Here is a 22607-nt window from a genome sequence, read left to right as displayed (position 1 = left end):
CGTTAGCCGCTATAACTGTGGGTAGAGGACGTTATCGGGGCAACCTGAGCGAAACCTGATTCAATTCATGTTTTTAACATCATGAATTGAATCAGGTTTTTTTTTGCTTTTCAGCTGTCAATGAGGAGAGGTTTGCGATGCAAAAGGCATTTCCGGAAGGATTTTTGTGGGGCGGTTCGATGGCGGCCAATCAGGTCGAAGGCGCGTGGAATGAAGGTGGGAAAGGCATTTCCACCTCCGATGTTCAACCGAAAGGCGTACATGGCAAGGTGGTGGAACGCGGCGACGGCATCACCAACATCAAGGACGTCGCCATCGATTTTTATCACCGCTATCCTGAAGATATTCGGTTGTTTGCCGAAATGGGGTTCAAGGTGCTGCGCACCTCGATTGCCTGGACGCGTATTTATCCGAATGGCGATGAGGCCGAACCGAATGAAGAGGGACTGGCGTTCTACGATCGTCTGTTCGACGAAATGGCTCGTTATGGTATTCAGCCGCTGATTACGCTGTCCCACTATGAAATGCCTTATGGACTGGTCAAGCAATACGACGGCTGGGGCGGCCGTGAAACCATCCCGCTGTTTGAACGCTATGCGCGCACGGTGTTTACCCGCTATCGCCACAAGGTGAAATACTGGCTGACCTTTAATGAAATCAATATGGCGCTGCATGCCCCGTTCACCGGCGTCGGCTTGGCGGGCGATCGCAGCAAACAGGATATTTATCAGGCCATTCATCACCAACTGGTCGCCAGCGCCCGTGCGGTAAAGGCCTGCCATGAGATTATTCCTGATGCGAAAATCGGCAATATGCTATTAGGCGGCGTGCGCTATCCGATCACCTGTAAGCCGGCGGATGTCTTGAAAGCGCAGAGCGTCAATCGCGAATGGATGTTTTTTGGCGATGTTCAGGCGCGTGGCGCTTATCCGAACTGGATACGGCGCTATTTCCGGGAAAATGACATCAGTTTGCAGGTGACCGAGCAGGATAAAGTCGACCTGAAAGAAACCGTCGATTTCGTCTCGTTCAGCTACTATATGAGCGGTTGCGCCACGGCGGAGCCGGAAAAATATCAGGTATCTCAGGCAAACATTATGCGGATGATCCCCAACCCGCATCTTGCAAGTTCGGAGTGGGGCTGGCAGATCGATCCCGAAGGGCTGCGTTATCTGCTCAATGAACTGCATGACCGTTATCAGAAACCGCTGTTTATCGTTGAAAACGGCCTGGGCGCACGGGATGTTCCCGAGGCCGACGGCAGCATCGATGATGAGTATCGCATTCAGTATCTTAAGCAGCACCTGATACAGGTAAGGGAAGCGATTGAGGACGGCGTTGAATTGATGGGATATACCAGTTGGGGGCCGATCGATCTGGTCAGCGCCGGCACGGCGCAAATGTCGAAACGCTACGGATTTATTTATGTCGATCGTGACGATGAGGGGCAGGGCACGCTGGAGCGTCGCCGCAAAAAGAGCTTTTTCTGGTATCAGGATGTGATTAACAGCAACGGCCGCAGTTTGGCCGAGTGATATTGCGGGTTAATCCCTGTCGTTTCTTGTCTCTTATTCACATATTTACCGATAATGGTAAATATGTGGGTTCAGAGCTATTTCGTGCGCGAAAAGAAAGGTATTTTCATGCCACGTCGTAGCACGCGCCCGACAAGGAGCGCTCAATCGCCGCAGCTCCTTGACCTCTGGCTTTTGGGCGGAACGGGGTCGCTACGCGATGCCTTCGCCGGGGGAGTCCTTTTGACGGACCGCCAGTGACGCGTTCCTGACGCGGCACTGGCTTGAGCCGCATCCCTGCGGCTCATCCTAAAGGCCTCCCCCGACTCAGCCCCTTTTACGCCAAAGGGAAAAACAAACCGTTGCTCGGCGTTTCTTCCTGAGTTGTGACGAAGAGACAAGCCGTTTTCAGGGAAGTCATGGACATGCCATATTGCGCGGATTGCTCTCGGCGTAATATGGCAAGCTTACCAGGGACGGTACGCGATACGTTGGGACGCGGGCTTTTGTTGATGCCCTGGTAAAAATTTAGTGATACTTTTCACAAAATAAAACATAGCAGTGGCTTTCTCGGCACGGACTTGCTACAAGTAACCCATTGGACGTCACCAGAAGCGTTGATCTTCTGGGCGAGACCTGGATAAAACAGTGTGTTGACACACTTTTTTATCCAGGTTTTTTTTTGCTTTTTTCCAGCTGGCCAGCGGGCGTAAGCAAGACAAATTGTACAAGACAGTTGCAGCCATTTACGAAACGGGACGTGTCATTATGAATAGCAAAGTGCTGGCAGAAAGTATTCTGAGGTTGGTCGGAGGAGAGGAAAATGTCTCGACTCTGGTTCATTGTGCAACACGCTTGCGCTTTAAGATCGTGGATAACGCCAAGGTGGATTTGCCCGCGTTGGAAGCGTTGGATGGCGTTATTACGGTGATCAATGGGTCGGGACAGTTGCAGGTGGTTATCGGCAACCGGGTGCCGGAGGTGTACCGCGCTTTCGGTCCGATTTCAGGATTGCTGGAAGACAGCGGGAATAAACGTTCGGGCGGCGATACCCCGGCGGCGGGCGCTGAAAATAGCGTCTCGATCATGGGGCGGCTGATTGATTTGGTGGCGGGGATCTTTACCCCCTTGCTGGGAGCGATGGCCGCCGCCGGGGTGTTGAAAGGCGTGCTGGCTATCGCGATAGCGGCGGGGTGGTTGAACAACAAGGAAAGCACCTACGTTATTCTGCACGCGGCGTCCGACAGCTTGTTCTACTTTCTGCCGATGCTGCTGGCCATCACCTCCGCACGTAAATTTGAAACCAATATCTTCGTCGCCGTATCGATTGCCGGGGCGCTGGTCTATCCCACCATTCTGGGATTGTTTGAGGCCGGAGAACCTGTCACTTTCTTCGGTTTGCCGGTGGTGATGATGAAATATACCTCGTCGGTCATTCCGATTATCTTCACGGTATGGCTGATGTCGCATATCGAACGCTTCCTGAATCGCCACATCCACGAAAGCGTGCGCAATATTCTGACGCCGTTTTTCCTGCTGGTGCTGATGGTGCCGTTGACGCTGATGACCATCGGGCCGATCGGCATTTCGGCCAGTGAGTTAATCGCTTCGCTGTTTGTGAGCATTTATAACTTCAACCCGATTATCGCCGGTGCGCTGATTGCCGCCTCGTGGCAGATTCTGGTGATTTTTGGGGTGCATTGGGGGTTTGTCACCGTCTTTATCAATGATATTTCCGTTATGGGGCACAGCTACCTCAAGGCCGCGTCCAGTCCGTCCGTGTTTGCCCAATCCGGAGCGCTGCTGGGCGTGATGCTGCGTACCAAAGATAAAAAACTCAAAGCGCTGGCAGGCAGCTCCTTTATTGCCTCGCTGTTCGGCATCACCGAACCCGGCGTATACGGCGTCACGCTGAAGCTGAAAAAACCGTTCGTCTGCGCGGTGATTGCCGCCGCAATGGGCGGCGCGGTGGCGGGTTATGCGAAAAGTTCGGCCATCTCCATGGGGATGCCCGGATTACTGACGCTGCCGATTTTCTACGGCGAGGGTTTCCTGGGCTTTATCATCGGTTGCGTGATCGCTTTCCTTGCCAGCCTGATTTTAACCATGATTGTCGGGTTCGAGGAACCTAACGCACCTGCGGTGCAAACACCGGCACCGTCGTCTCCTTCGCCGACATCCGACCGGGCCGCGACCGCCGATCTGAACGCGACGACCGCCGCCAGCCAACAGATTGGTTCCCCGGTAAAAGGCGAGTTGGTTCCGCTGGCCGAGGTTAATGACAAGGTGTTTTCTTCCGGTATCGTCGGCGCGGGAATTGCCATCCGGCCACAGGAAGGCCGCATCTATTCGCCGGTAGACGGGACAATCGCCAGTACGTTCGCCAGCGGCCACGCGATTGGCATTCGCTCATCCGCCGGCGCTGAAATACTGATCCATGTCGGGATCAATACGGTGCAACTGGATGGTAAGCATTACCGCATGCAGGTCGCGGAAGGGGATGATGTAAAGAAAGGCCAACTATTGCTGGAATTTGATTTGGCCGAGATCGAGAAAGCGGGTTATGACACGGTAACGCCGATCGTGGTCACTAATGCCGATGATTATCGCGTATTCAGTCTCAGCACCGAACGATACCAGCAGGCGGGCGATACCATTATTGCGCTCGCATGATTATGATGCAGACTGAAAAAGGGTGCGGACAAGCATCGTCAGGTTATTACCTACCTATAATGGCGTAGACTGTGTCCGCAGTGGGTGAATCAAGACACAAGGATGACAGCAGAATACGAGCAGGGCAACGGTCGATACCGGGACTTGTTGCCCCGCCGGAACAACCATACAGGCGTCATAATGAAAATAAACAGAATATTAAGCAATAATGCGGTGCTGGCGGTGACAGACAAAGGAGAAGAGTGCGTAGCACTGGGGCGCGGCATTGGTTTTGGCAAGAAAAATGGCGATTGTGTGGATGAAAAGATGATCGAGAGCCGTTTTCTCAAAACCAGCGGCGGGCTGAACGCTTTTTTTGCGGAAATTCTGGCGGAAATTCCTCCCGTCTATCTGAATATTACCGAACAGATCATTGTGCTGGCGCGTAGTGCATTGGATATTGAATTACAGGATACGCTGTTTCTGGCCTTGAGCGACCATATTAATTTTTCGGTCAAACGCTTTAAAAGCGACATGAAAATTCATAATCAATTGCTGTGGGAAATTAAGCTCTTCTATCCGAAAGAGTTTTCCGTCGGTTTGCGCGCGTTGGATATTATAGAGGAAAAACTGCAAGTCCGTTTACCCGACGATGAAGCGGGATTTATCGCGCTGCATCTGGTTAATGCGAAAAACAACACCGATATGCAAAGCACCGTGCAAAGCGCTACGCTTATTAAGGATATATTAACCATTGTAAAATATGACCTGCGTATTAAATACGATGAAAATTCCATCGATTACCAACGTTTCATTACGCACTTGAAGTTTTTTGCATTACGATTATTCAATCGGAATGCGGTAAGCCATGCCGATGACAGTATTTATGAAGGCATAAAAGAAATAATGCAGACGGCCTATGCCTGTGCGATGCGAGTTTACAATTATGTTGAGCGACACTATCAATATCAGTTGACAACGGATGAAATCATGTTTTTGACTATTCATATCAATCGACTGAACAATAATTCAAAATAGGATATTGATGAGATTTTTTCAGGTGACTTCGCTCACGTTTCGAAATTGTAAAAGTTGAATGAATAAAAGAATATAAATTATAGTGACATTAAATAGGACGTAACTGATTTAATTCAGGCGAAACCTGTCTTGTTGGGTGAAATGATGATTCATCCGGCTGGGCGGGTTTTTTTTTAATCCTGGAGTTTTTTTAATCCTGGAAAAGTACCTAATTGCCGTTTTTTGCCGCATCAGGGATACATCACGACGGAGCATGACCGAGTGATGGTTGTCGATATTAATGAGGAATAAAATGATGAAGAAAAAACATCTGCCATTTAAACACAAGGCGCTGGTTTTAATGTTGTTGTCCTGTTACGGATTCGCACCGAATGTGATGGCGCAACCTTTAACCCTTGAACAGCGGATGGCGTTGCTGGAGGAGCAATTGCGGATTACCCAGGATAAACTGCAAGCCTATGAGGAAAAAGAAAAAGTCAGACAATCAACAGCGGTGAAGCCGCAACAAACCACGGCTGTTGCCGGCAGCGTATCGACTACGGCGGCGGTGAATGAAAGCGAACCGGAATTATCAGAATCAACGCTGAAAAAAATCAGTAAATATGTTCAGGATGATACCGGGTTTAAATACTCGGGTTATTTCCGTACCGGTTGGGCATCCACGACCAATGGCGGCCCCAAATCCTGGGCGGTGGGATCGCTTGGCCGCTTCGGCAATGAATATGATGGTTGGTATAACCTGTCGTTCAAAAAACGCGCGTGGCAGGAAGGCAATAAATCTATTTGGGCGAATGTGCAGTTTGAAGGGGATTTAGGTTTATCTCAGAGTAATGAATCGTTTGAAAAAGGGATGGCCGGCGGCGGCATGGGGAAACTCAGTAAACTGTATGTTGAAACGACCGGATTCCTGCCCTTCGCGCCGGAAGCGAAATTCTGGATCGGTAAACATACTTTGCCCCAATATGAAATCCATATGTTGGACTGGAAAAGTAATCGGACACTTTCCGGCGCAGGGCTGGGTATTGAAGATTGGCAACTCCCCGTCGGTTCTTTAAGTATGGCGCTGACGCGTAATGATATCGATAATTACAGTGCCGTATGTACAACCTCAAGCTGTAGCGATACGACTCAGGTTAATGTCAATATTGCTGAAGTCAGATATAAAGATATTCCGCTGAGCGAAAAATTGTCATTGGAAGTCGGCGCGAAATATGCTTTTGCTAATCAGACCGATGAGCAAAAAGCCGCGCAAACTTCCGGTGATGACTATAAAGTAAAATCATCATGGCTGGGTCAGGCTATTTTACGTCACCCTGTATTGGGGGGATTTAATGAATTGACGGCGCAAGTCGCCAATAACTCGATGGCCAGTCAATTTATGAATATTTCGAGCGCCAATCCGGATTTTGACTATAACAGTTCTTATTATGGCATTCACAGCGACGGTATTGGCTGGCGATTGGTTAACCAGGGGGAAATATACCTGCGTGATGATATTATTATGGCCCATTCACTGGTGTATGGTCGCGGTAATGACCTTTACTCCACGTATACCGGCGCGCACACCGATTTTGAAACCCTTCGTGCGGTGATTCGCCCTGCCTATATTTGGGATAGAACCAACCAAACGGCGCTGGAGCTGGGTTACTTTATTCAGGAAAATAGCGCCAATAATATTGGCTATGATGAATCGGGTTATAAAGTGACGCTGGCGCACACGTTCAAAGTAGACACCAGCCTGTTGAAATCGCGACCTGAAATCCGTTTCTACACCAGCTATCTCAGAGCGCTGGAAAATGAAATAGATAACCAGAGTTTTAACGATGGCAAAGAGTATCAAATCAGCTTCGGCGTCCAGGCGGAAGTGGTTTTCTGATAAGGGAAAAAATATGTTTTTTTCAGCAAAAAAGATTAAATCAATTTCATTGAGCGTATGTCTGGCGGCATGTTGTCCGGCATTTTCCGTGGCGGCGGCCTCCGCGGTAACCGAGGGGGCTGCGGCGGCGGTGAACGCGGAAAAAACCCGCATACTGATTCTGAGTGATATTGGCAATGAGCCGGACGATTCCCAGTCTCTGGTTCGATTTTTGTTGTACAGCAATGAATTTGACGTAGAAGGCATCGTGGCGACCACCTCGACCTGGCTGCGCGACAAAGTCAACACGCCGATGATCCACGAACGTATTGATGCCTATGAGCGCGTGTTGCCAAATCTACAGAAACATGCGCAGGGATACCCTTCCGCTCAGGCGCTACGCCAGGTGGTTCGCAGCGGGCAGGCGGGATACGGCATGGCGTATGTCGGCGATGGCAAATCGACGCCGGCGTCAGAGCTTATCATTCAGGCGGTGGATAAACAGGACGATCGTCCCTTATGGATTACCCTGTGGGGCGGCGGCGTCGATCTGGCCCAGGCGCTGCATGATGTAAAAGCGCGCCGGACGCCGGAAGAGGTTGCCGCTTTCATCAAGAAGATCCGTGTTTATGCCATTTCCGATCAGGATAACACCGGCGTGTGGATCCGCGGTAATTTCCCGCAGCTGCGCTATATCACCAGCATTCATGCCTGGAATGAGTATTTCCTGTCAACCTGGATCGGGATATCTTCGTCGCGGGCGATCGGCGGCGATATGAGCAAAGTGAATAACGAATGGCTGGCGGAGAACATCCGGCGTAAAGGCCCGCTGGGCGCGGTATATCCGGCGGTGGAATACTCGATGGAAGGCGATTCGCCATCCTTCCTGTATTTGCTGCGCACCGGGCTTGGCGATCCTGAACATCCGGAATATGGCGGCTGGGGCGGGCGCTATGCCGCTGTCGCACCGGATGATGCGGGAGGCTTGCGCGTCAGCACATCGGATGAAGTCATGGGCGTCGACGGGAAAAAATACCGCACGGCGCCAGCGACGATCTGGCGGTGGCGCGATGCTTTCCAGAATGACTTTGCCGCCCGAATGGACTGGACTCTGACCGGGGAGGTGAAAAAAGCCAACCATAACCCCAATCTGGTGCTCAATGGCGCGCCGGGGACACAGATTTTGTCCTGGCAGGTGAAATCCGGCGAGGTGGTCACGCTCTCGGCGCAGGGTTCCGGCGATGTCGACGGCAATCAGGTCACGTATCGCTGGTGGCAATACAAAGAACCGACCGCAACGGCGATGGGCATTCATTTTGGGCCGGGACTTGAGCTGTCTCATCAAGAGGGGGAACAAACCCGTTTCACCGCGCCCGCCGTCAAGACAGCGACGCCGTTCCATATTATTCTGGAAGGGAAAGACAACGGCTCTCCGGCATTAACGTCCTATCGGCGGGCGATTGTGACGGTGTTGCCCGCAGCGCAGTGAATGGAGGCGCCGGATTGACGATCGCGCGTCGGGAGAAAAGAAACCGCTGTGTTTGATGACTATCGGCCGACAAGGACGTTGGCAATCCCAACCGCACGGAACTCAATAAGTGGTTGTCCCCCCCGTAAGCAGAGACAGAGGTATCCATGAGCCAATCCATTGCCAATTTTCAATTGATGGCCAAGCCGTCGGGTTCGGTATGCAATATCGATTGCTCTTACTGTTTTTATCTGGAGAAGGAGCACCTTTATCCAGAGCGGAAAAGCCGTTGGAAGATGGATGGCGAAACGCTGGAAAATTATATCCGTAAAAATATCAGCGGGCAGCAGGCCGACGTGGTGGACTTTCTGTGGCAGGGCGGCGAACCGACGCTGCTGGGCATTGATTTCTTTCGTGAGGCGCTACGGTTACAGAATCAATACCGCGGCGGCAAACGGATCAATAATTTCTTTCAAACCAACGGCATCAATATTGACGATGACTGGGCGCGCTTTCTAAAGGAAAACCAGTTTCTGGTCGGTCTGTCGATCGATGGCGACCGGATCAGCAACGACGCGCATCGCCTTACCCGAAGCGGAAAAAGCACCTTTGATGCCGTGATGCAAGGGCTGGAGGCGTTGAAGCGTCACCGGGTCGAATTCAATACGTTGACGGTGGTGAATGCGGAAAACGTTAAACGTCCGCTGGACGTTTACCATTTTCTCAAGCGCATCGGCAGCCGTTATATGCAGTTTATTCCGCTGGTGGAGCGCCGTGCGGCGCAGCCGGACGCAAACGGACTGATGCTGATCCAGCCTGATTTTTCCGGCCAGTGCAGCGTAACGGAATGGTCTGTTCCCGCCAAAGCCTACGGGCGTTTCCTGAATACTATTTTTGATTACTGGGTGCAACACGATTTGGGCAATGTATTTGTCATGAATTTTGAGCATACGTTGACCAAAATGACCGGTCAGCTCAGCGCCTGTGTCATTAATGAAACCTGCGGCGGAAATCTTATTGTCGAGTCGAACGGCGATGTCTATTCCTGCGACCATTTTGTATATCCCGAACATAAGCTGGGAAATATTAATCAGGATGATTTGGTCTCGTTGGTTAATTCACCGCGCAATATCGCTTTTGGTCAGCATAAACTGAAAAACATCAGTAAAGATTGCCTGAATTGCGCGGTAAGGCCGGTATGTCATGGCGGCTGCCCAAAACATCGCTTTGAAATTTCCAGCGATGGTCGGCCGAATAAAAATTATTTTTGTGACGGATTTAAAACGCATCTGTTGCATGTGCTGCCGCGCATGCAGTCATTATTAACGCAAATGGTGCGTAAAGAATCGATGAAAAAGATAAGGAGGAATATCAAACAAACATTCTATTAACTGAAATTGAATGACTGTCTGGGTATTTTCATTAAAACGTAGATTTTTTAATGCTGTCTGATCCGTACGGTGCGGGAAGACGGTATATACCCGTCATACTTCAAGTTGCAGGTGCGTTGACTTTCCTCGCTCAACTTTCTGCAACTCGGATTATTTAGTGTATAGAGAAAGGAACTGTAATGAAAAAAAATAAACTTCTGGCGGCAATTACGCTGGCTTGCATGCAGGCGGCGAGCGTGCATGCCGCCGCGCCAGCTTCCTCATCTGTCGTGCCGCAACAACCCAACGTGATCTACATCCTGCTTGACGATCAGCGCTATGATGCGTTCGGATTTCTGAATCCGGCCATTGATACGCCAAATATGGACAGCATCGCCAAAGAAGGCACGTATTTTAAAAACGCGTTTGTTACCACCTCGCTGTGTTCGCCCAGCCGCGCCAGTATCCTGACGGGAATGTATGTCCATAATCACGGCGTGTCGGACAATAATCCGTCGGATCTTTCGCATCTGAACTATTTTCCGGAGTTGCTGCGCGACAAGGGGTATCAAACCGGTTTCTTCGGTAAGTGGCATTTTGGCGGCGCGGATAAAACCGCGAATAAAGGATTTGCCGGTTTTGATCGCTGGGTCGGGCTGCTGGGGCAGGGCAGTTATTACCCTATCGACAACTATGGTAAGCCGGTAATGCTTAATATCGACGGAAAAATGGTGCCGCAAAAAGGCTATATTACCGATGAACTGACCGACTATGCGGTGAACTGGCTGAATCAGCTTGATAAGAACAAACCGTTCATGATGTATCTGTCGCATAAAGGCGTGCACTCGGATTTCCTGCCGGCTAAACGCCACCGCGGCAGTATGAAAGGGGTCACATTCCCGCTGCCCGATACCTATGCCGATACCCCGGAAAACTATGCCGGTAAACCGATGTGGGTGAAAAACCAGCGTAATAGTTGGCACGGCGTTGATTACCCTTACAACACCAACATGGATCTTCAGCAGTACCAGCGCGACTACTACGAAACCCTGCGTTCGGTGGATGACAGCGTAGGGCGCGTGCGCGACTGGCTGAAACGGCAAGGTCTGGATCAAAACACCATTATTATGGTGATGGGGGACAATGGCTTTATGTTCGGCGAGCATGGCTTAATCGATAAGCGCAATGCTTACGAAGAGTCGATTCGCGTGCCGCTGATTGCATCCGGTCCGGGTTTTGCCAAAGACAAGGTCGTGGAGGATATTGTCAGAAACATTGATATCGCCCCGACTATTCTGGAGGCTGCGGGGGTTCCGACGCCGAAAAACTATGATGGTCAGAGCTTCTGGAAACTTGGCGTCGAGGGGCAAACGGCGCCGAAACGGCAAGACCACTTCGTCTATGAATACTTCTGGGAATACAGCTTTCCGCAAACGCCCACCACGTTTGCCATTCGTACGCCGGAATATAAATACATTCAGTACTATGGCGTGTGGGATAAGGAAGAACTGTATGACATGCGCAATGACCCGCAGGAAAAACACAACCTGATCGATGCGAAGGATGAAAAAATCATCAATGCCAAGATCGCGTTGCGTAAGCAACTTTATCAGGAACTGCGCGATCACCAGGGCAAAAATGTCATTCCTTATAACCAGCGGTTAGGGCAAGGCCAGGTCTATCGCCATGAAGGAGCCGGGGAGCAATTGGCGCCTTTCCCGCGTGAATGGCTGAAGGGATATAATCATGAGGAGATCCTCGCCGGCTTTATTCCCGATCAGGTCGGCAAAGAAGCTAGAGTAAAAGCATCCAATGAAGCGGTGAAGAAAAGCGAACCGCTGTTAAAGGAGATGATGGATAAATAATCCTCTCTGACGTCGGCGGGCATTCTGTGCCCGCTATGAATATCCTGTGAACCGCCGCCTTATTCTCTCAACAACGTATTTCCCGCTTTAGATAACTCCTCTGCTGGCTGAATTGTGTGCAAAAAATGAAGAATCGTCCAGAAGTGTAAAGATATCGTTTTATTTTGGTAAAGATTATCAATATGATTATGCGAATCATTAACAACAAGAAGGATGTTATTCATGCAGCACAGCCGTATCGCCAGCGCCGTGGCGTTGATTCTTTTCAGCAATACAGCATGGTCAGATGAGGGAACTATCACCGTTAATGGCAATATTTTAGGTGATTCCAGAGCGGAAGAGGTGAAAACCTGGGCGGGCAACCGTACCGTCATCACACATGAACAGCTTCATCAGGGTGCGAACCGGACGTTGGATGATGCGTTGCAGCGCGTGCCCGGGGTGAAAATTCAGGATGAAACCGGCACGGGAATTCTGCCGCAGATTGCGGTTCGCGGTTTGTACGACAGCCGCAGCGGGCGCTCCCAGATCCTGCAAGACGGCATTCCGCTGGCGCTGGCGCCCTATGGTCAGGAAGGCATGTCGTTGTTCCCCACCAGTTTCGCCACCATCGACCGTATTGATGTGGTGCGCGGCGGAGCGGCGGTGCAGTACGGGCCGAACAACGTCGGCGGCGTAATCAACCTGATCAGTAAACCGATCCCGGTTGCCTGGGAAAATGAAATCGCCGAACGCGCCACGTTCTTCGGCCGCGGCCGCAATCTGTGGGATACCTATCTGCGTACCGGCGGCATGATTAATGATAGCTTCGGCCTTCAGTTGGAAGCCAACCAGGTGAAAGGCAACTCGTTCCGCGAACACAGCGCCAGTAAGGTGCAAAACTACCGTATCCGCGGGTTGTGGAACATCAACGACGAGACCAGCCTCGATCTTTCTTACCAGTATTACGATGCCCATGCCGAGCTGGCCGGGGCGCTGTCCGGCGCGGATTACCGCGCCGATCGTCGTCAGAGCACGCGTCCGTGGGATGATTACGACGGTCACACCAAGCGCTATAGCGCAGTCTATAACCAGCAATTGGGATCGCTTGGCTTTGTCGATTCGGCGGAGTTTAACTGGATGTTTTTCGGTCATCAATCCGACCGTGATTTCCACGTCGGGATGAGCGGGGTGGCGGGTCAGACCTGGAACCCCGCGTTGCCTGCGAGGATCGTGCAGAACTCGCCGCGCAGCTTCAACGTCTGGGGAACGGAGCCTCGCCTGAGCCTGGATATTGACGGCGATAGCGTGAACCAGCAGTGGATTATCGGGGCGCGCTTTATTAAAGAAGAGATCGATTATCAGGTGAAACAGCGTACGTTGGCCAGCGGCGCCACGGCCACCACCCGCGATTGGGATTTCGACGACCGGGCCTGGGCCGGTTATATCAGCAACGCGGTCAAACTGCTGGACGATCGTCTGACCATTACTCCCGGCGTGCGTTTTGAGCGTGTGACCGAAAAATACGCCGATAAGATCACCGGCGTAAATACTTCCGCGCAGGATGCCCAGTGGCTGCCAGGGCTGACGGTCGGCTATCAGTTGGCGCCGGAATGGTTCCTCTATGCCAACACTCAGAAGAGCCTGCGCCCGGCGCAGGTGACGCAGATCGTGAAAGGCGGCGATGTCAGCTCGGAACTGGCTTGGAACTATGAGAGCGGCGTACGTTACAGCCCGGCGGATAACGTCAGCCTGAGCGCCGGCCTGTACCGTATCGACTATAAAGATCAGATTTCCTATGAAAACACCTCGGACCGTTTCCTGAATATGGGGAAAACCCGCCATCAGGGTGTCGAACTGGAAGGATTCTGGAGTCCGGCCGCGCTGGACGGCCTGAAGCTGCACGCCGGTTATGCCTATCTTGATGCGGAACAGCTGAACGGACAGAATCAGGGCAAGCGCGTCCCTTATGCCTCTCGTCACCAGCTTACGCTGGACGGCAGCTACGCATGGCGCGGCACCACCTTTACCCTGTCAAGCTACTATTTCAGCAAGTCCTTTTCCGATGCGGCGAACACCGTGCGTGACAACAGCACTGAATCCGCGGGGCAGCAGCCGTCTTACTGGGTATGGAATGCGCAGGTCAGCCGCGATCTGTACAAGTCCGGCCGTAATCTGCTGAGCGGCTATGTTGCGGTGAATAATCTGTTCGACAAAGAGTACTGGTACCGCGGTATTGATACCAGTCCGTGGGGACGCCAGCCGGCGCCGGGGCGTTCCGTGACCGCCGGACTGAGCTATAAGTTCTGATACCGGTTTGATCGCCCATCGGTATAGCCCGCTCCTGTTGGATGTTGGAGCGGGCTGAGGTTGCTGACAAAGTCGTCGGTAAGCCCGAGATACCCGGGCCTACCGTACCGAGGGGCGCTCCGGCGGCTTACGCCGCTACGGCCCCTCGCCACGCTCTCCCTAATAACGGGCTTTGTCAACGGTCTGAGCCCGCTCCTGTTGGAGCGGGCTTTTTATTACGGGCGCCCTGTCCGTCACTCTGTGGGCCGTTGCTACGCAACGTTGAAAAACGTTCCCGAGGTTTATTTACGGCTGAAGAAAGAATAACCCGCTGTATTCTACGCCGGTGAAATCACGGTATAGCGCCTCCAAATCCGCCTGCGGATCGACATCGGCGAATAGCTGTGGATGGAGGAATTTGGCAATCGCCTCCAATGCGATAACGTTGAACGGGCTGTCGTAGAACTGGTGATAAACCGCCATCACTTTTTTCTGCCGCACCGCCGGTATCGGGGCAACGCCGTTTCGCGCCATCAGATGCAACAGTCTCGGCAGGGCGGTTTCGCGGCTGGCTTCATAGCCTAGCGGCACCGCGAGCGATTCTTTACCGCGCTGGCTCCAGTCCGCGCCGCTTAACAGATAATAATCCGGGTTGCTGGTAATCAGCAGTTCCGGGCTGACGTCTGCGCCCTGAACGGGGACTTTCTCCGCCAGCAGATTGCGCCCGCCGGCGGCGGCAATAAATTCTCCGTAGCTATTGCGGCCAAATACCGCGCAGCAGGTGTCGCCCGTCATGCCGGCATGGTTCTCAAATACCACGCCGGGTCGCTGATTTTCCGGAAGGGTGAGCACCCGATCCTGCACGCGTTGATAAAGTTGCCGCCAGCGTTGGATAAAACGTTCCGCGTTCTGTTGTTCGCCGAACACCTCGCCCAGCAAGCGGATACTGTCTGGCGCATGGGTCAGCGGACGCTGACGGAAATCGATGAAAATCACCGCGATGCCGCTCTTTTCCAACATCGCCAACGTGCCGTTGCCTTGTAGCTTGGGCAGAACGCCGATATCGAATACGATCAGATCGGGGCGCAGCGTGAGTGCGCGTTCGACGCTGAAATCGCTGCGGTAGGGGTTGTCGAACACCGTAATCTGTTTGAGCTGCGGATAGCGCTGCGCATAGTGGCGGGCCATATCCGGCGCGCGAACCCGCAGCGAGTCGTCCCAGGCGATAATGTTTTTCAGCGGTTCGGCCGGATGGAGAATGTTGACCGCCAGCAGCAGGCGGCTGTCGGCCAGCATCACCCGCGAGACCGGCGCGTCAACGGTGACATGCCGTCCGGCGATGTCCTGCACCGTGACGGGCGCCGCGCGGACAAGGGAGGACGTCATGATGCACAGCAGTAACAGTAAACGACGGGGGAACCTGATCATGGTTTTGCTCGTTGGGTTAAAGATGATAGCGAAATGTAAAGTGAATCGACGCTTAAAACAATCGATGCTTAAAACAATCGACTCTTAAAACAATCGATGCTTAAAGCAATCGGTTCTTAAAACACGCGCGCCATCGGCGTGACGGCCGGTGGCGCTGCCGTCACTCAAGCCATAGCACTTCCGGCGGAGCGTGCATCAGGAAATTCTGGTGCGAGATGTTCCAGGCATAGGCCCCGGCCAGACTGAACACCAGCCAGTCGCCGATCGCCAGGGCCGCGACGGGCTGCTGTCGCGCCAGCACATCTTTGGGGGTGCAAAGTTGTCCCACCAGCGTAACCGGCTGATTTTCGACGGCCGGCGCATGCTGTTCGCGTCTTAGTACGCTGAACGGATGATTATGCCCCTGAGCTGCCGGGGTGCGAAAATGGTGGGTGCCGCCGTGGCCGATGGCGAACCACTCGCCCAGATTGCGCTTGATATCCAGCACTTCCATCACATAGTAGCCGCAGCCCGCGCTGATATAGCGGCCGCACTCGAAGCGCAGTTTAAGGTGCCCGGCCTGACATTCGCTAATTACCGCCGGCAAGCGCCGGCAGAATGTCGCCCAGTCGAAGTGCGCCGTCGGATCGCGGTAGTTGATGCCGATCCCGCCGCCGACGTTGACCTGTTGGATCTGCACGTCGAACTGCTCGCACCAGCGGGCGACCTGTTGCAGATACAGACGCATTAACGCCAGATGATTTTCCACCGCCAGTTGATGGGACATCAGGTGAAAATGGAAACCGGTTAAGCTTAGCCAGCGGCATGCGTCGATGGCGGCGATAGCCAACGGCAGCTCGGCGGCGTCCAGTCCGAATGGCGTCGGCTTGCCGCCCATCATTAACCGGGTGCCGTCGATGCCGGTCAGCGGAATGTTCATCCGCAGCATCACCCTGACCGGGCGTTGACGCCGCGTGGCGATATCGCTCAGCCGCCGCAACTCGGTCAGGCTCTCCACATGGATGGCGTCGATTTCCAGTTCTACCGCCGTTTCCAGTTCCGCAGGCAGTTTGCCCGGCCCGCCGAAAATCAACGGACTGTCCGGCACCTGATCCCGCAACCAGCGCAATTCGCCGCCGGAGGCGGCCTCGAAGCCGTCCACCCACGGCGCCAGCGTATGCAGGATCGCTTTTTCCGGGTTGGCTTTGGCCGCGTAAAACAGTTCGCACTGCGCGGGCAGAGCGGCGCGCATGGCGGCAATATGCGCGCGCAACGCCGACAGGTCATAGACATAAGCGCAAAATGGCGCGCTACGCGTCTGCTGTAAACGATCGAGCGTTTGATAAACCAAAGGCGTCATACAGGAGCCCTCATAGGATGTGCGATCGGCGTATAGTCGGCCTGCTTATCCGCGCGTTGCAACAGACGGGTGCGCAGGTTGTTTTTGGACGGGATTTTGGCGCCTGACAGCAAGGCGGCGATTTCCGGCTCGCGCCGCCAGCCCGTCAGGCGTTGCGCCAGCGTATTCCATAATTGTTGCTCCAACGTTCGGTCGCCGCCGGCCAGGTGGAACAACGCTTCGGAAAGGTTGTTGATCAGCAGACAGTAGGCGATGCGTTGCCAGCCTTTGTCGCGCGGATACCAGACCGACTGCCGCGCCCGCTCCGACATACCGCTAAGCGCGGCGGCGGGCCAGCGTGACGGGTCGAGTTTGGTGCCTTCCAGATCGCGTATCCACACGCGGTGCGGCAGGCCGTTTTGCAACCCGATCAGGGTATTTTGCAGATGGGGTTCGAAAATGACGCCTTCATTAAAGAAAGCGTTGAGCACTCCCGGCAGCAGCACATCAAGATAGGCGGTCAGCCACCGTTGGCTGGCGTCGGCCCATGACAGATCGCGCTGCGCGGCCAGACGGGCGATGAACGGGGCGATCAGGCTATTGCCCTGGCGATCCCAGGCAAAGAGCGCGGCGGCCATTTCCACCTGGCAATCCAGACGGGTGGCCGGCGGCAGGTTTTCACGGTACAGGATACCGAAGCACTCCTGCAAATGGCGCGCCTCCTGCGCATCGGCGCCGGGGATCAGGCTGAAATCCAGACTGCTGGCGGCCGGTTCGCGCATGATGTGAAAACCCGGCGTCTGGTTTTCCAGTCGACAAAAGGTCTCCGCCAGCAGCGTGTTCAGCGCGACGGCGCTTTCCAGTTCATACCAGGCGTTTTTGCGCACGCAGTTGGTCAGGCGCACGTGGATGGAGCATTTCAGGAACCAGGGTAATCCGGCCTGATACAGCGTGCGCACCGACGACGTGGGATAAAACGGCGCGCCGCGTAAGCCCAGCGGGGCGATCAGCCCTTGACGCCGCGCCTGCTGGTAGAGCGGCGAGCGGAGGATATGATCGGCTTCCCAGGGATGGCAGGGATAGGCGTGGGCTTCATCGGTCAACGTGGACAAGATGGCGACGGCCCGGGCGTCTCCCTGCTGTTGCAGCAGTCGGGGATCGATGCGAAACCAGTACAGCGGAAAGTGCGCGCCGGCCTCCGGCGAGCAGGCCAGCAACGCCTCGGGATCGACGCCGCTGCGGCTTTTGGGCGTCGGGTGCATCGGGTGGCCCCAAATCAAGCTCTGTTCGCTGCGCACAAAATTGTCGGGATACGCTGGGAGCGGCGTCTCAAGAAAGGCGTGCGTCACGCGAATACTGTTCTCGATCTGTTCCACCAGTTCGGGGTTGATCCCCTGTTGCAACTGCGCGGCCATCTCTTCCTGTAACAATCGCATAGCCTCCCCGGCGCAGATCGCCCGCCAGGGTTTGCCGAACTGCTTGATGAACGGGGTGCTGTTATAACGCCCGCGCCCCAGCAGACTCCAGCGATCGGCCTTAATCGCCAATTGCCGCTGGCTGGCGCATAAGTCGATCACCACCACATCGCCGGCAAGCATCTTGCTGGCCAGCGCCTGCGGAATATTGCCGCCGGACGCCGTTCGGACCTGACCGGCCGGCTGGGCGAACTCGCGGATATAGCAGTTGAGCAGCGCGGTGAAGGTGGCGTATTCCGCGGCATCACGCAGCGGGGCGGCGATAAACGCATCGGTCCCCGGTTTTTCATGGACGGCGAGCGAGGTCTTCATAGGTTGACTCCTTAAACGGGGAGAACAGAAAAATAAACAACGCCAATCCGGCGACGACGCCGGAAGCGATAAAGGGGGCGCTAACGGAAAAGTGGGCGCACAGCCAGGCCGCGCTTAAACCGGCGGCGACGCCGGCCCATTTGCCGGCGGCATCCAGACGGCCGAACTCGTGGCCGGCGTTGTGGCTGGCGATCGTCTGGCTGATAAGCCGATTGATGCCGTTATAGCCAAACAGAATACCGATGCCGAATAGGGTGCGCGCCGCCAGCAACGCGACGGCGCTGTCCAGCACGCTGTGCCAGAACGCGGCGATAACCATCAGCGTCAGACCATAGCCCAGATGCCCGGAAGATGCCGTGACGCGCTGTAGCAGCGGAAGCAGCAACAGATAAAGCAGATGCGGCCAGCTGTAAAACAGGCCTATGCGGCTTTCGCCGCTGAGCCAGTGCTGAGCGAACGGCAGAAAATAGGGAAAGGTCACCACCATGGCGAAGTTGAACAGAAACTGTAACGACAACAGCCGGATCGCGGCGGGATGACGCGGTTCGCCGGGAAGCGCCGGTTGCGGCCGTGATGACGGATGGCGCGGCGCATCGTCAAGGGGCAACGACAGCGACAGCACAAACCCGGCCAGCGGCAGGACGGCCAGCCACAGGTACAGCCGTAAGGTCGGAACCGGGGTAGCGCTGATGAGTAAGCCTAATCCGGCAGGGGCGCACAGCAGCGCCAGCCGGGCGGAAAACTGCGTCCAGTTCAGGGCGTTGCCGAGCGCCGCGCCGCTGAGACTAACGGCCAGATAGCCATTGGCGGCGGCCAGCGTCCCGCCGGCAATGCCCTGAAGCAGCAGCGCCGCGATAAGCCACGGCAATGACGGAGCCAGCCCCGCCATGACAAAGGCCGCCGTTAAACCGAGCAAGGCCCGCTGGAGCGACAACCGGCGACCGAAACGATCGGCAAAGCGCCCCCACAGCGGCGCGCTTAGCGCCGTCGCCACCGTGGGCAGACTGTATAACACGCCGATCCACAAACTCTCGGCATGGATGCCGAATCCCTGCAACAGCGTCGGCAAAAACAGCGGAACGCCCAGTACGGTAAAGGCCGCCAGAAAATGGCAGGCCAGCACCACGGTCAGAACGCCGCGCATTATTCCGCGACCTGGCGTAAAAAGTTCGGGCCGCTCTGTCCGTAGTATTTGTTGATATCCGCCGCGCCGGAAGCCTGTTTGCTGAGCAGACTGCCGCTGAGCAGGAGATATTTCACCGGCTGATAAGTCTCTTCAAACAGTATCTGCCGGGGGAGACGGGTATCAACGCCTTGTCGATCCAACCGCCGCAGGGTGGCGAGCAGCGCCTGCCGCAGGATGCGATAACCCTGTCGGCGATCCAGCGCGCCTCGGTCGGCGAGATTTTCCAGTACAGCGGCGAGATCCAGTTGCAGAGTGATGGTGATAAACATCTGCGCCAGCGCGCGCTCATCTTCAACCCGAATGCGTTCGTCAAGCAGTTCGGCGACGCGTGGCTGGAGATCCGGGCGCGCGGCCGCGAAGCGTTGCGGCCAGAGTCGGGCGGCATCGTTATCCTTCATCACCAGCGACGGCGGTTGCCCGGGCGTAAAGCTGATAATCGCATTCTGCTGATTGGACTCCAGCGCGATGCCGTAGCGCAGCCATAAGGTCAGATGGACGTCGCTCATCAGTTGGCAATAGTCTTGCCACCAGTCTTCCAGCGCCGGCATGCCGGGCTGGTCGAGCACAAATTCCAGATAGGCGCGGCCGTCCGGCATGGCGCTGCCCAGCGCCGCCACCGGCGCCAGGGTTTCGTCCTGACGCGGCTGCGGATAGCGGCGCACCAGAAAGGCGAACAGTTTTTCATCGCCCAGATGGCCGCAGAATGATTCATCCACGTGACGATACCGCCCCTGTAGCATGGGATCGCGGGCCGCCAACTGCGGCAGCACCTGCGCGAACCATTGTCCGTCGTACAGCGTTGAAGGCTTTATCAGCCGGATGTTTTTTTGTCCCAGCGTGCGCATCGCCAAAGGGATCTTGATGTGCGTATCCGGGAAATCCGCGAGCTGCACGGTACGCACGGACAGCGTGGGATATACGTTTAGCCAGGGCAGCGGCGCGGCAATGGCGTCGTCCGGCAGCGAGGATAGCTGTTCCCAGGTCAGAGGATGCACCGGGATCAGGGTGTGGCTGTGGCGCAGGTCGCAGGCCAGCCCCACCTGGGCAAATGACGGCCACCAGTCCGGATGCGCGCCGGGGCGCGTCAGCGTCAGCGATGCGGCGGGCACGGCCAGCCAGCGCAGCAAAAACGGCGAGCAAAACTCCGGCGCGTAGCGGCTTAGCTGGTCGGTGCTGAAGCCAAACTTGGCGCGTGCGGTGGGATAGTAGGGGTGATCGAGATAGCTGGCCATCTGATCGGCATGGCGCAGGCGCTCACCCCAACTGCGCGCCGGCAGCGGACGGGCGAGGTCGGCGCGCTGTTGCAAAAACGCCTGATGGCAAAGTTCTCCCTGTTCGCAGGCGGCGTCGGCTTCTTGCTGGTAGCTGGCGTACAACTGCCGGGTTTCGTCATCCCGATCGGGCATCAGCAGCGCCAGCCAGTCGGCATAACCCGTCTGCGTTTGCCAGCCTTCGCCCGCGGGTATCTGCCAGCGCGGGGCGACGGCCACCCATGACTGCATATAATCGCTGCTTTGCACCTGAATACGCAGCGGCGTATTGAGATGGGCGGCGTACAGCCAGTATTCCCCGTCCTGCCGGCGAATGTCGCCGCGGCTGACCAGCGCCGACACGTCTTCCCGCAGGCTGGCGTTAATGATGCGCAGGGTAATGTAATCCTGATGATTCATCATGCGATCTCCCAACGCAGCTGGGCCAGCGTTTGCTGTTCCAGTTGACGCAGCGCCGCGCTGTCCCGGGCTTCGACATACAACACGCCGAGGTAATCTTTATTGGAATGCGTCAGCGTGATGCGCTCGCCCTGCGTTTTCAGCGGGCGATACCGGACGCCTTCACGTAGCGTGGGCCGGGGCGCCTGATGCAGCGTGCCTTCCTTTCCGGCGACCAGATAATGGATCAGCGCCTGGGTGGCGGCGGCGGGAACGGCGGGAACCGGCTGCCCCAGATGCAGTTGCAGGATGGGGGTGAACCAGCCGCCGGGCAGAATGCGATCCAGCAAGAATTCACGACCGTCGCCGATGCTGCGGTAGTTTATCTCCACCAGCACCGGCCCCTGCGGCGTGGCGATGAATTCGCTGTGGCAGACGCCGAAACCCACGCCAAAGCGGCGCAGCTGTTCCAGCGCATGTCGCCGCCACTTCACGCCGTATTCGCCCTGCCAGACGGCGCGCGTTTCGACAAAGTGAGGCGGCGGCGACAGTTCAACGTCAAAGCCGCCAATCGGCAGCAATGTCTGACCGTCGCCCAGCGTTTCCAGCGTAAACAGCGGCCCGGCAATAAACTGCTCCAGCAGTAGCGTCGGGCGGGCGGGATGTGCGGCGAGGAACTGCTGCATCCGACCGGCGCTCTCGATCAGACTGACGTCCATAGAGGCCACGCCCTGACTGGGCTTGACCACCAGCGGCCACGGCCAGTCCGGTGCGACGGGCGTCTCGGGCAATAGCTGCGTCGACCAGGTGGAGGGCAGCCCCAGCGTGGTCAACCGCTGACGCATGCGCCATTTTTCCTTGGCGGCGTAACAGATGCGCCAGTCTTTGCCGGGCAGGCCGAGCGCTTCGGCGGCAATCGCGACGGCGGTCTGAAGATGGTCGCTGTTGGAGAACAGGGCGGCAGGCTGGATACCGCCATCGGTAAGGGTATCGAGAATGGCCAGCGGGTTAAACACATCGCATTCGAGGATCTTCACCTGGCCGGCCAACGCCCGATTATGCGCCATGCCCTGATCGGTCAGCAGCAGGACGGGAAAACCCAGTTGACGGGCGGCGGGGATAAAACCTTCTGTCACGGCGGCGTTGACCACGTGGCTGACGATCACCAAAGGAGACTTTTGCGGCATGATAATTACCTGTTTTATAACG

At 55.5% G+C, this 22607-nt stretch carries 14 protein-coding genes; 8 read left to right on the top strand and 6 right to left on the bottom strand.

Annotated features, from left to right (window positions below; genetic code table 11):
- Positions 1-137 precede the first annotated feature (137 nt).
- From HOY33_RS03915 to HOY33_RS03880, 8 genes are all read left to right on the top strand, one after another.
- A complete protein-coding gene (locus tag HOY33_RS03915) occupies positions 138-1535 on the top strand; it encodes a glycoside hydrolase family 1 protein (RefSeq protein ID WP_172288706.1) in 1398 nt (465 codons plus the stop codon).
- A gap of 747 nt (positions 1536-2282) precedes the next feature.
- Positions 2283-4187 (top strand): beta-glucoside-specific PTS transporter subunit IIABC, encoded by a 1905-nt coding sequence (locus HOY33_RS03910; protein WP_172288704.1) that lies wholly within the window; start codon positions 2283-2285, stop codon positions 4185-4187.
- A 180-nt stretch (positions 4188-4367) separates the two neighbouring features.
- Positions 4368-5204, top strand: a complete 837-nt coding sequence (licT, locus tag HOY33_RS03905) for a BglG family transcription antiterminator LicT (protein ID WP_172288702.1) — start codon at positions 4368-4370, stop codon at positions 5202-5204.
- Positions 5205-5496: 292 nt separating this feature from the next.
- Entirely contained in the window at positions 5497-7080 is a 1584-nt protein-coding gene (locus HOY33_RS03900) for a carbohydrate porin (RefSeq protein ID WP_253906914.1), read from the top strand.
- Positions 7081-7093: 13 nt separating this feature from the next.
- On the top strand, positions 7094-8548 hold the full coding sequence (locus HOY33_RS03895; protein ID WP_172288700.1) for a DUF1593 domain-containing protein: 1455 nt from the start codon (positions 7094-7096) through the stop codon (positions 8546-8548).
- Positions 8549-8694: 146 nt separating this feature from the next.
- A complete protein-coding gene (locus tag HOY33_RS03890) occupies positions 8695-9918 on the top strand; it encodes an anaerobic sulfatase maturase (RefSeq protein WP_172288698.1) in 1224 nt (407 codons plus the stop codon).
- A 179-nt stretch (positions 9919-10097) separates the two neighbouring features.
- Positions 10098-11762 carry a sulfatase gene (locus HOY33_RS03885; protein WP_172288696.1) on the top strand — a complete coding sequence of 555 codons (1665 nt, stop codon included), beginning with the start codon at positions 10098-10100 and terminating at the stop codon, positions 11760-11762.
- 222 nt (positions 11763-11984) lie between these two features.
- Positions 11985-14051 carry a TonB-dependent siderophore receptor gene (locus HOY33_RS03880; protein ID WP_172288694.1) on the top strand — a complete coding sequence of 689 codons (2067 nt, stop codon included), beginning with the start codon at positions 11985-11987 and terminating at the stop codon, positions 14049-14051.
- Between the two features lie 285 nt (positions 14052-14336).
- Here the strand turns inward: HOY33_RS03880 and HOY33_RS03875 are convergent, their stop codons facing one another.
- From HOY33_RS03875 to HOY33_RS03850, 6 genes are all read right to left on the bottom strand, one after another.
- Complete coding sequence (locus HOY33_RS03875; protein ID WP_172288692.1) at positions 14337-15458, bottom strand: ABC transporter substrate-binding protein; 1122 nt, start codon at positions 15456-15458, stop codon at positions 14337-14339.
- Positions 15459-15618: 160 nt separating this feature from the next.
- Positions 15619-16797 carry a type III PLP-dependent enzyme gene (locus HOY33_RS03870; protein ID WP_172288690.1) on the bottom strand — a complete coding sequence of 393 codons (1179 nt, stop codon included), beginning with the start codon at positions 16795-16797 and terminating at the stop codon, positions 15619-15621.
- Positions 16794-18563 (bottom strand): IucA/IucC family siderophore biosynthesis protein, encoded by a 1770-nt coding sequence (locus HOY33_RS03865; protein ID WP_172288688.1) that lies wholly within the window; start codon positions 18561-18563, stop codon positions 16794-16796. The genes HOY33_RS03870 and HOY33_RS03865 overlap by 4 nt, the downstream gene beginning before the upstream one ends.
- Complete coding sequence (locus HOY33_RS03860; RefSeq protein WP_172288686.1) at positions 18538-19707, bottom strand: MFS transporter; 1170 nt, start codon at positions 19705-19707, stop codon at positions 18538-18540. The genes HOY33_RS03865 and HOY33_RS03860 overlap by 26 nt, the downstream gene beginning before the upstream one ends.
- Positions 19707-21422, bottom strand: a complete 1716-nt coding sequence (locus tag HOY33_RS03855) for an IucA/IucC family protein (RefSeq protein ID WP_253906913.1) — start codon at positions 21420-21422, stop codon at positions 19707-19709. The genes HOY33_RS03860 and HOY33_RS03855 overlap by 1 nt, the downstream gene beginning before the upstream one ends.
- Entirely contained in the window at positions 21419-22585 is a 1167-nt protein-coding gene (locus tag HOY33_RS03850) for a siderophore biosynthesis protein PvsA (protein ID WP_172288684.1), read from the bottom strand. The genes HOY33_RS03855 and HOY33_RS03850 overlap by 4 nt, the downstream gene beginning before the upstream one ends.
- Between the last annotated feature and the right edge of the window lie 22 nt (positions 22586-22607).

Source organism: Brenneria sp. hezel4-2-4, from assembly GCF_013155275.1.
Taxonomy (GTDB): domain Bacteria; phylum Pseudomonadota; class Gammaproteobacteria; order Enterobacterales; family Enterobacteriaceae; genus Brenneria.
The sequence above is the reverse complement of the archived record's forward strand: the minus strand, read 5'-3'. Positions and strand labels throughout refer to the sequence as shown.

Coding starts and splice junctions, on each gene's coding strand:
- HOY33_RS03875 (WP_172288692.1), bottom strand. CDS start 15,458: ATGATCAGGTTCCCCCGTCGTTTACTGTTACTGCTGTGCATCATGACG.
- HOY33_RS03865 (WP_172288688.1), bottom strand. CDS start 18,563: ATGAAGACCTCGCTCGCCGTCCATGAAAAACCGGGGACCGATGCGTTT.
- HOY33_RS03890 (WP_172288698.1), top strand. CDS start 8,695: ATGAGCCAATCCATTGCCAATTTTCAATTGATGGCCAAGCCGTCGGGT.
- licT (WP_172288702.1), top strand. CDS start 4,368: ATGAAAATAAACAGAATATTAAGCAATAATGCGGTGCTGGCGGTGACA.
- HOY33_RS03870 (WP_172288690.1), bottom strand. CDS start 16,797: ATGACGCCTTTGGTTTATCAAACGCTCGATCGTTTACAGCAGACGCGT.
- HOY33_RS03880 (WP_172288694.1), top strand. CDS start 11,985: ATGCAGCACAGCCGTATCGCCAGCGCCGTGGCGTTGATTCTTTTCAGC.
- HOY33_RS03910 (WP_172288704.1), top strand. CDS start 2,283: ATGAATAGCAAAGTGCTGGCAGAAAGTATTCTGAGGTTGGTCGGAGGA.
- HOY33_RS03885 (WP_172288696.1), top strand. CDS start 10,098: ATGAAAAAAAATAAACTTCTGGCGGCAATTACGCTGGCTTGCATGCAG.
- HOY33_RS03900 (WP_253906914.1), top strand. CDS start 5,497: ATGATGAAGAAAAAACATCTGCCATTTAAACACAAGGCGCTGGTTTTA.
- HOY33_RS03860 (WP_172288686.1), bottom strand. CDS start 19,707: ATGCGCGGCGTTCTGACCGTGGTGCTGGCCTGCCATTTTCTGGCGGCC.
- HOY33_RS03850 (WP_172288684.1), bottom strand. CDS start 22,585: ATGCCGCAAAAGTCTCCTTTGGTGATCGTCAGCCACGTGGTCAACGCC.
- HOY33_RS03895 (WP_172288700.1), top strand. CDS start 7,094: ATGTTTTTTTCAGCAAAAAAGATTAAATCAATTTCATTGAGCGTATGT.
- HOY33_RS03915 (WP_172288706.1), top strand. CDS start 138: ATGCAAAAGGCATTTCCGGAAGGATTTTTGTGGGGCGGTTCGATGGCG.
- HOY33_RS03855 (WP_253906913.1), bottom strand. CDS start 21,422: ATGATGAATCATCAGGATTACATTACCCTGCGCATCATTAACGCCAGC.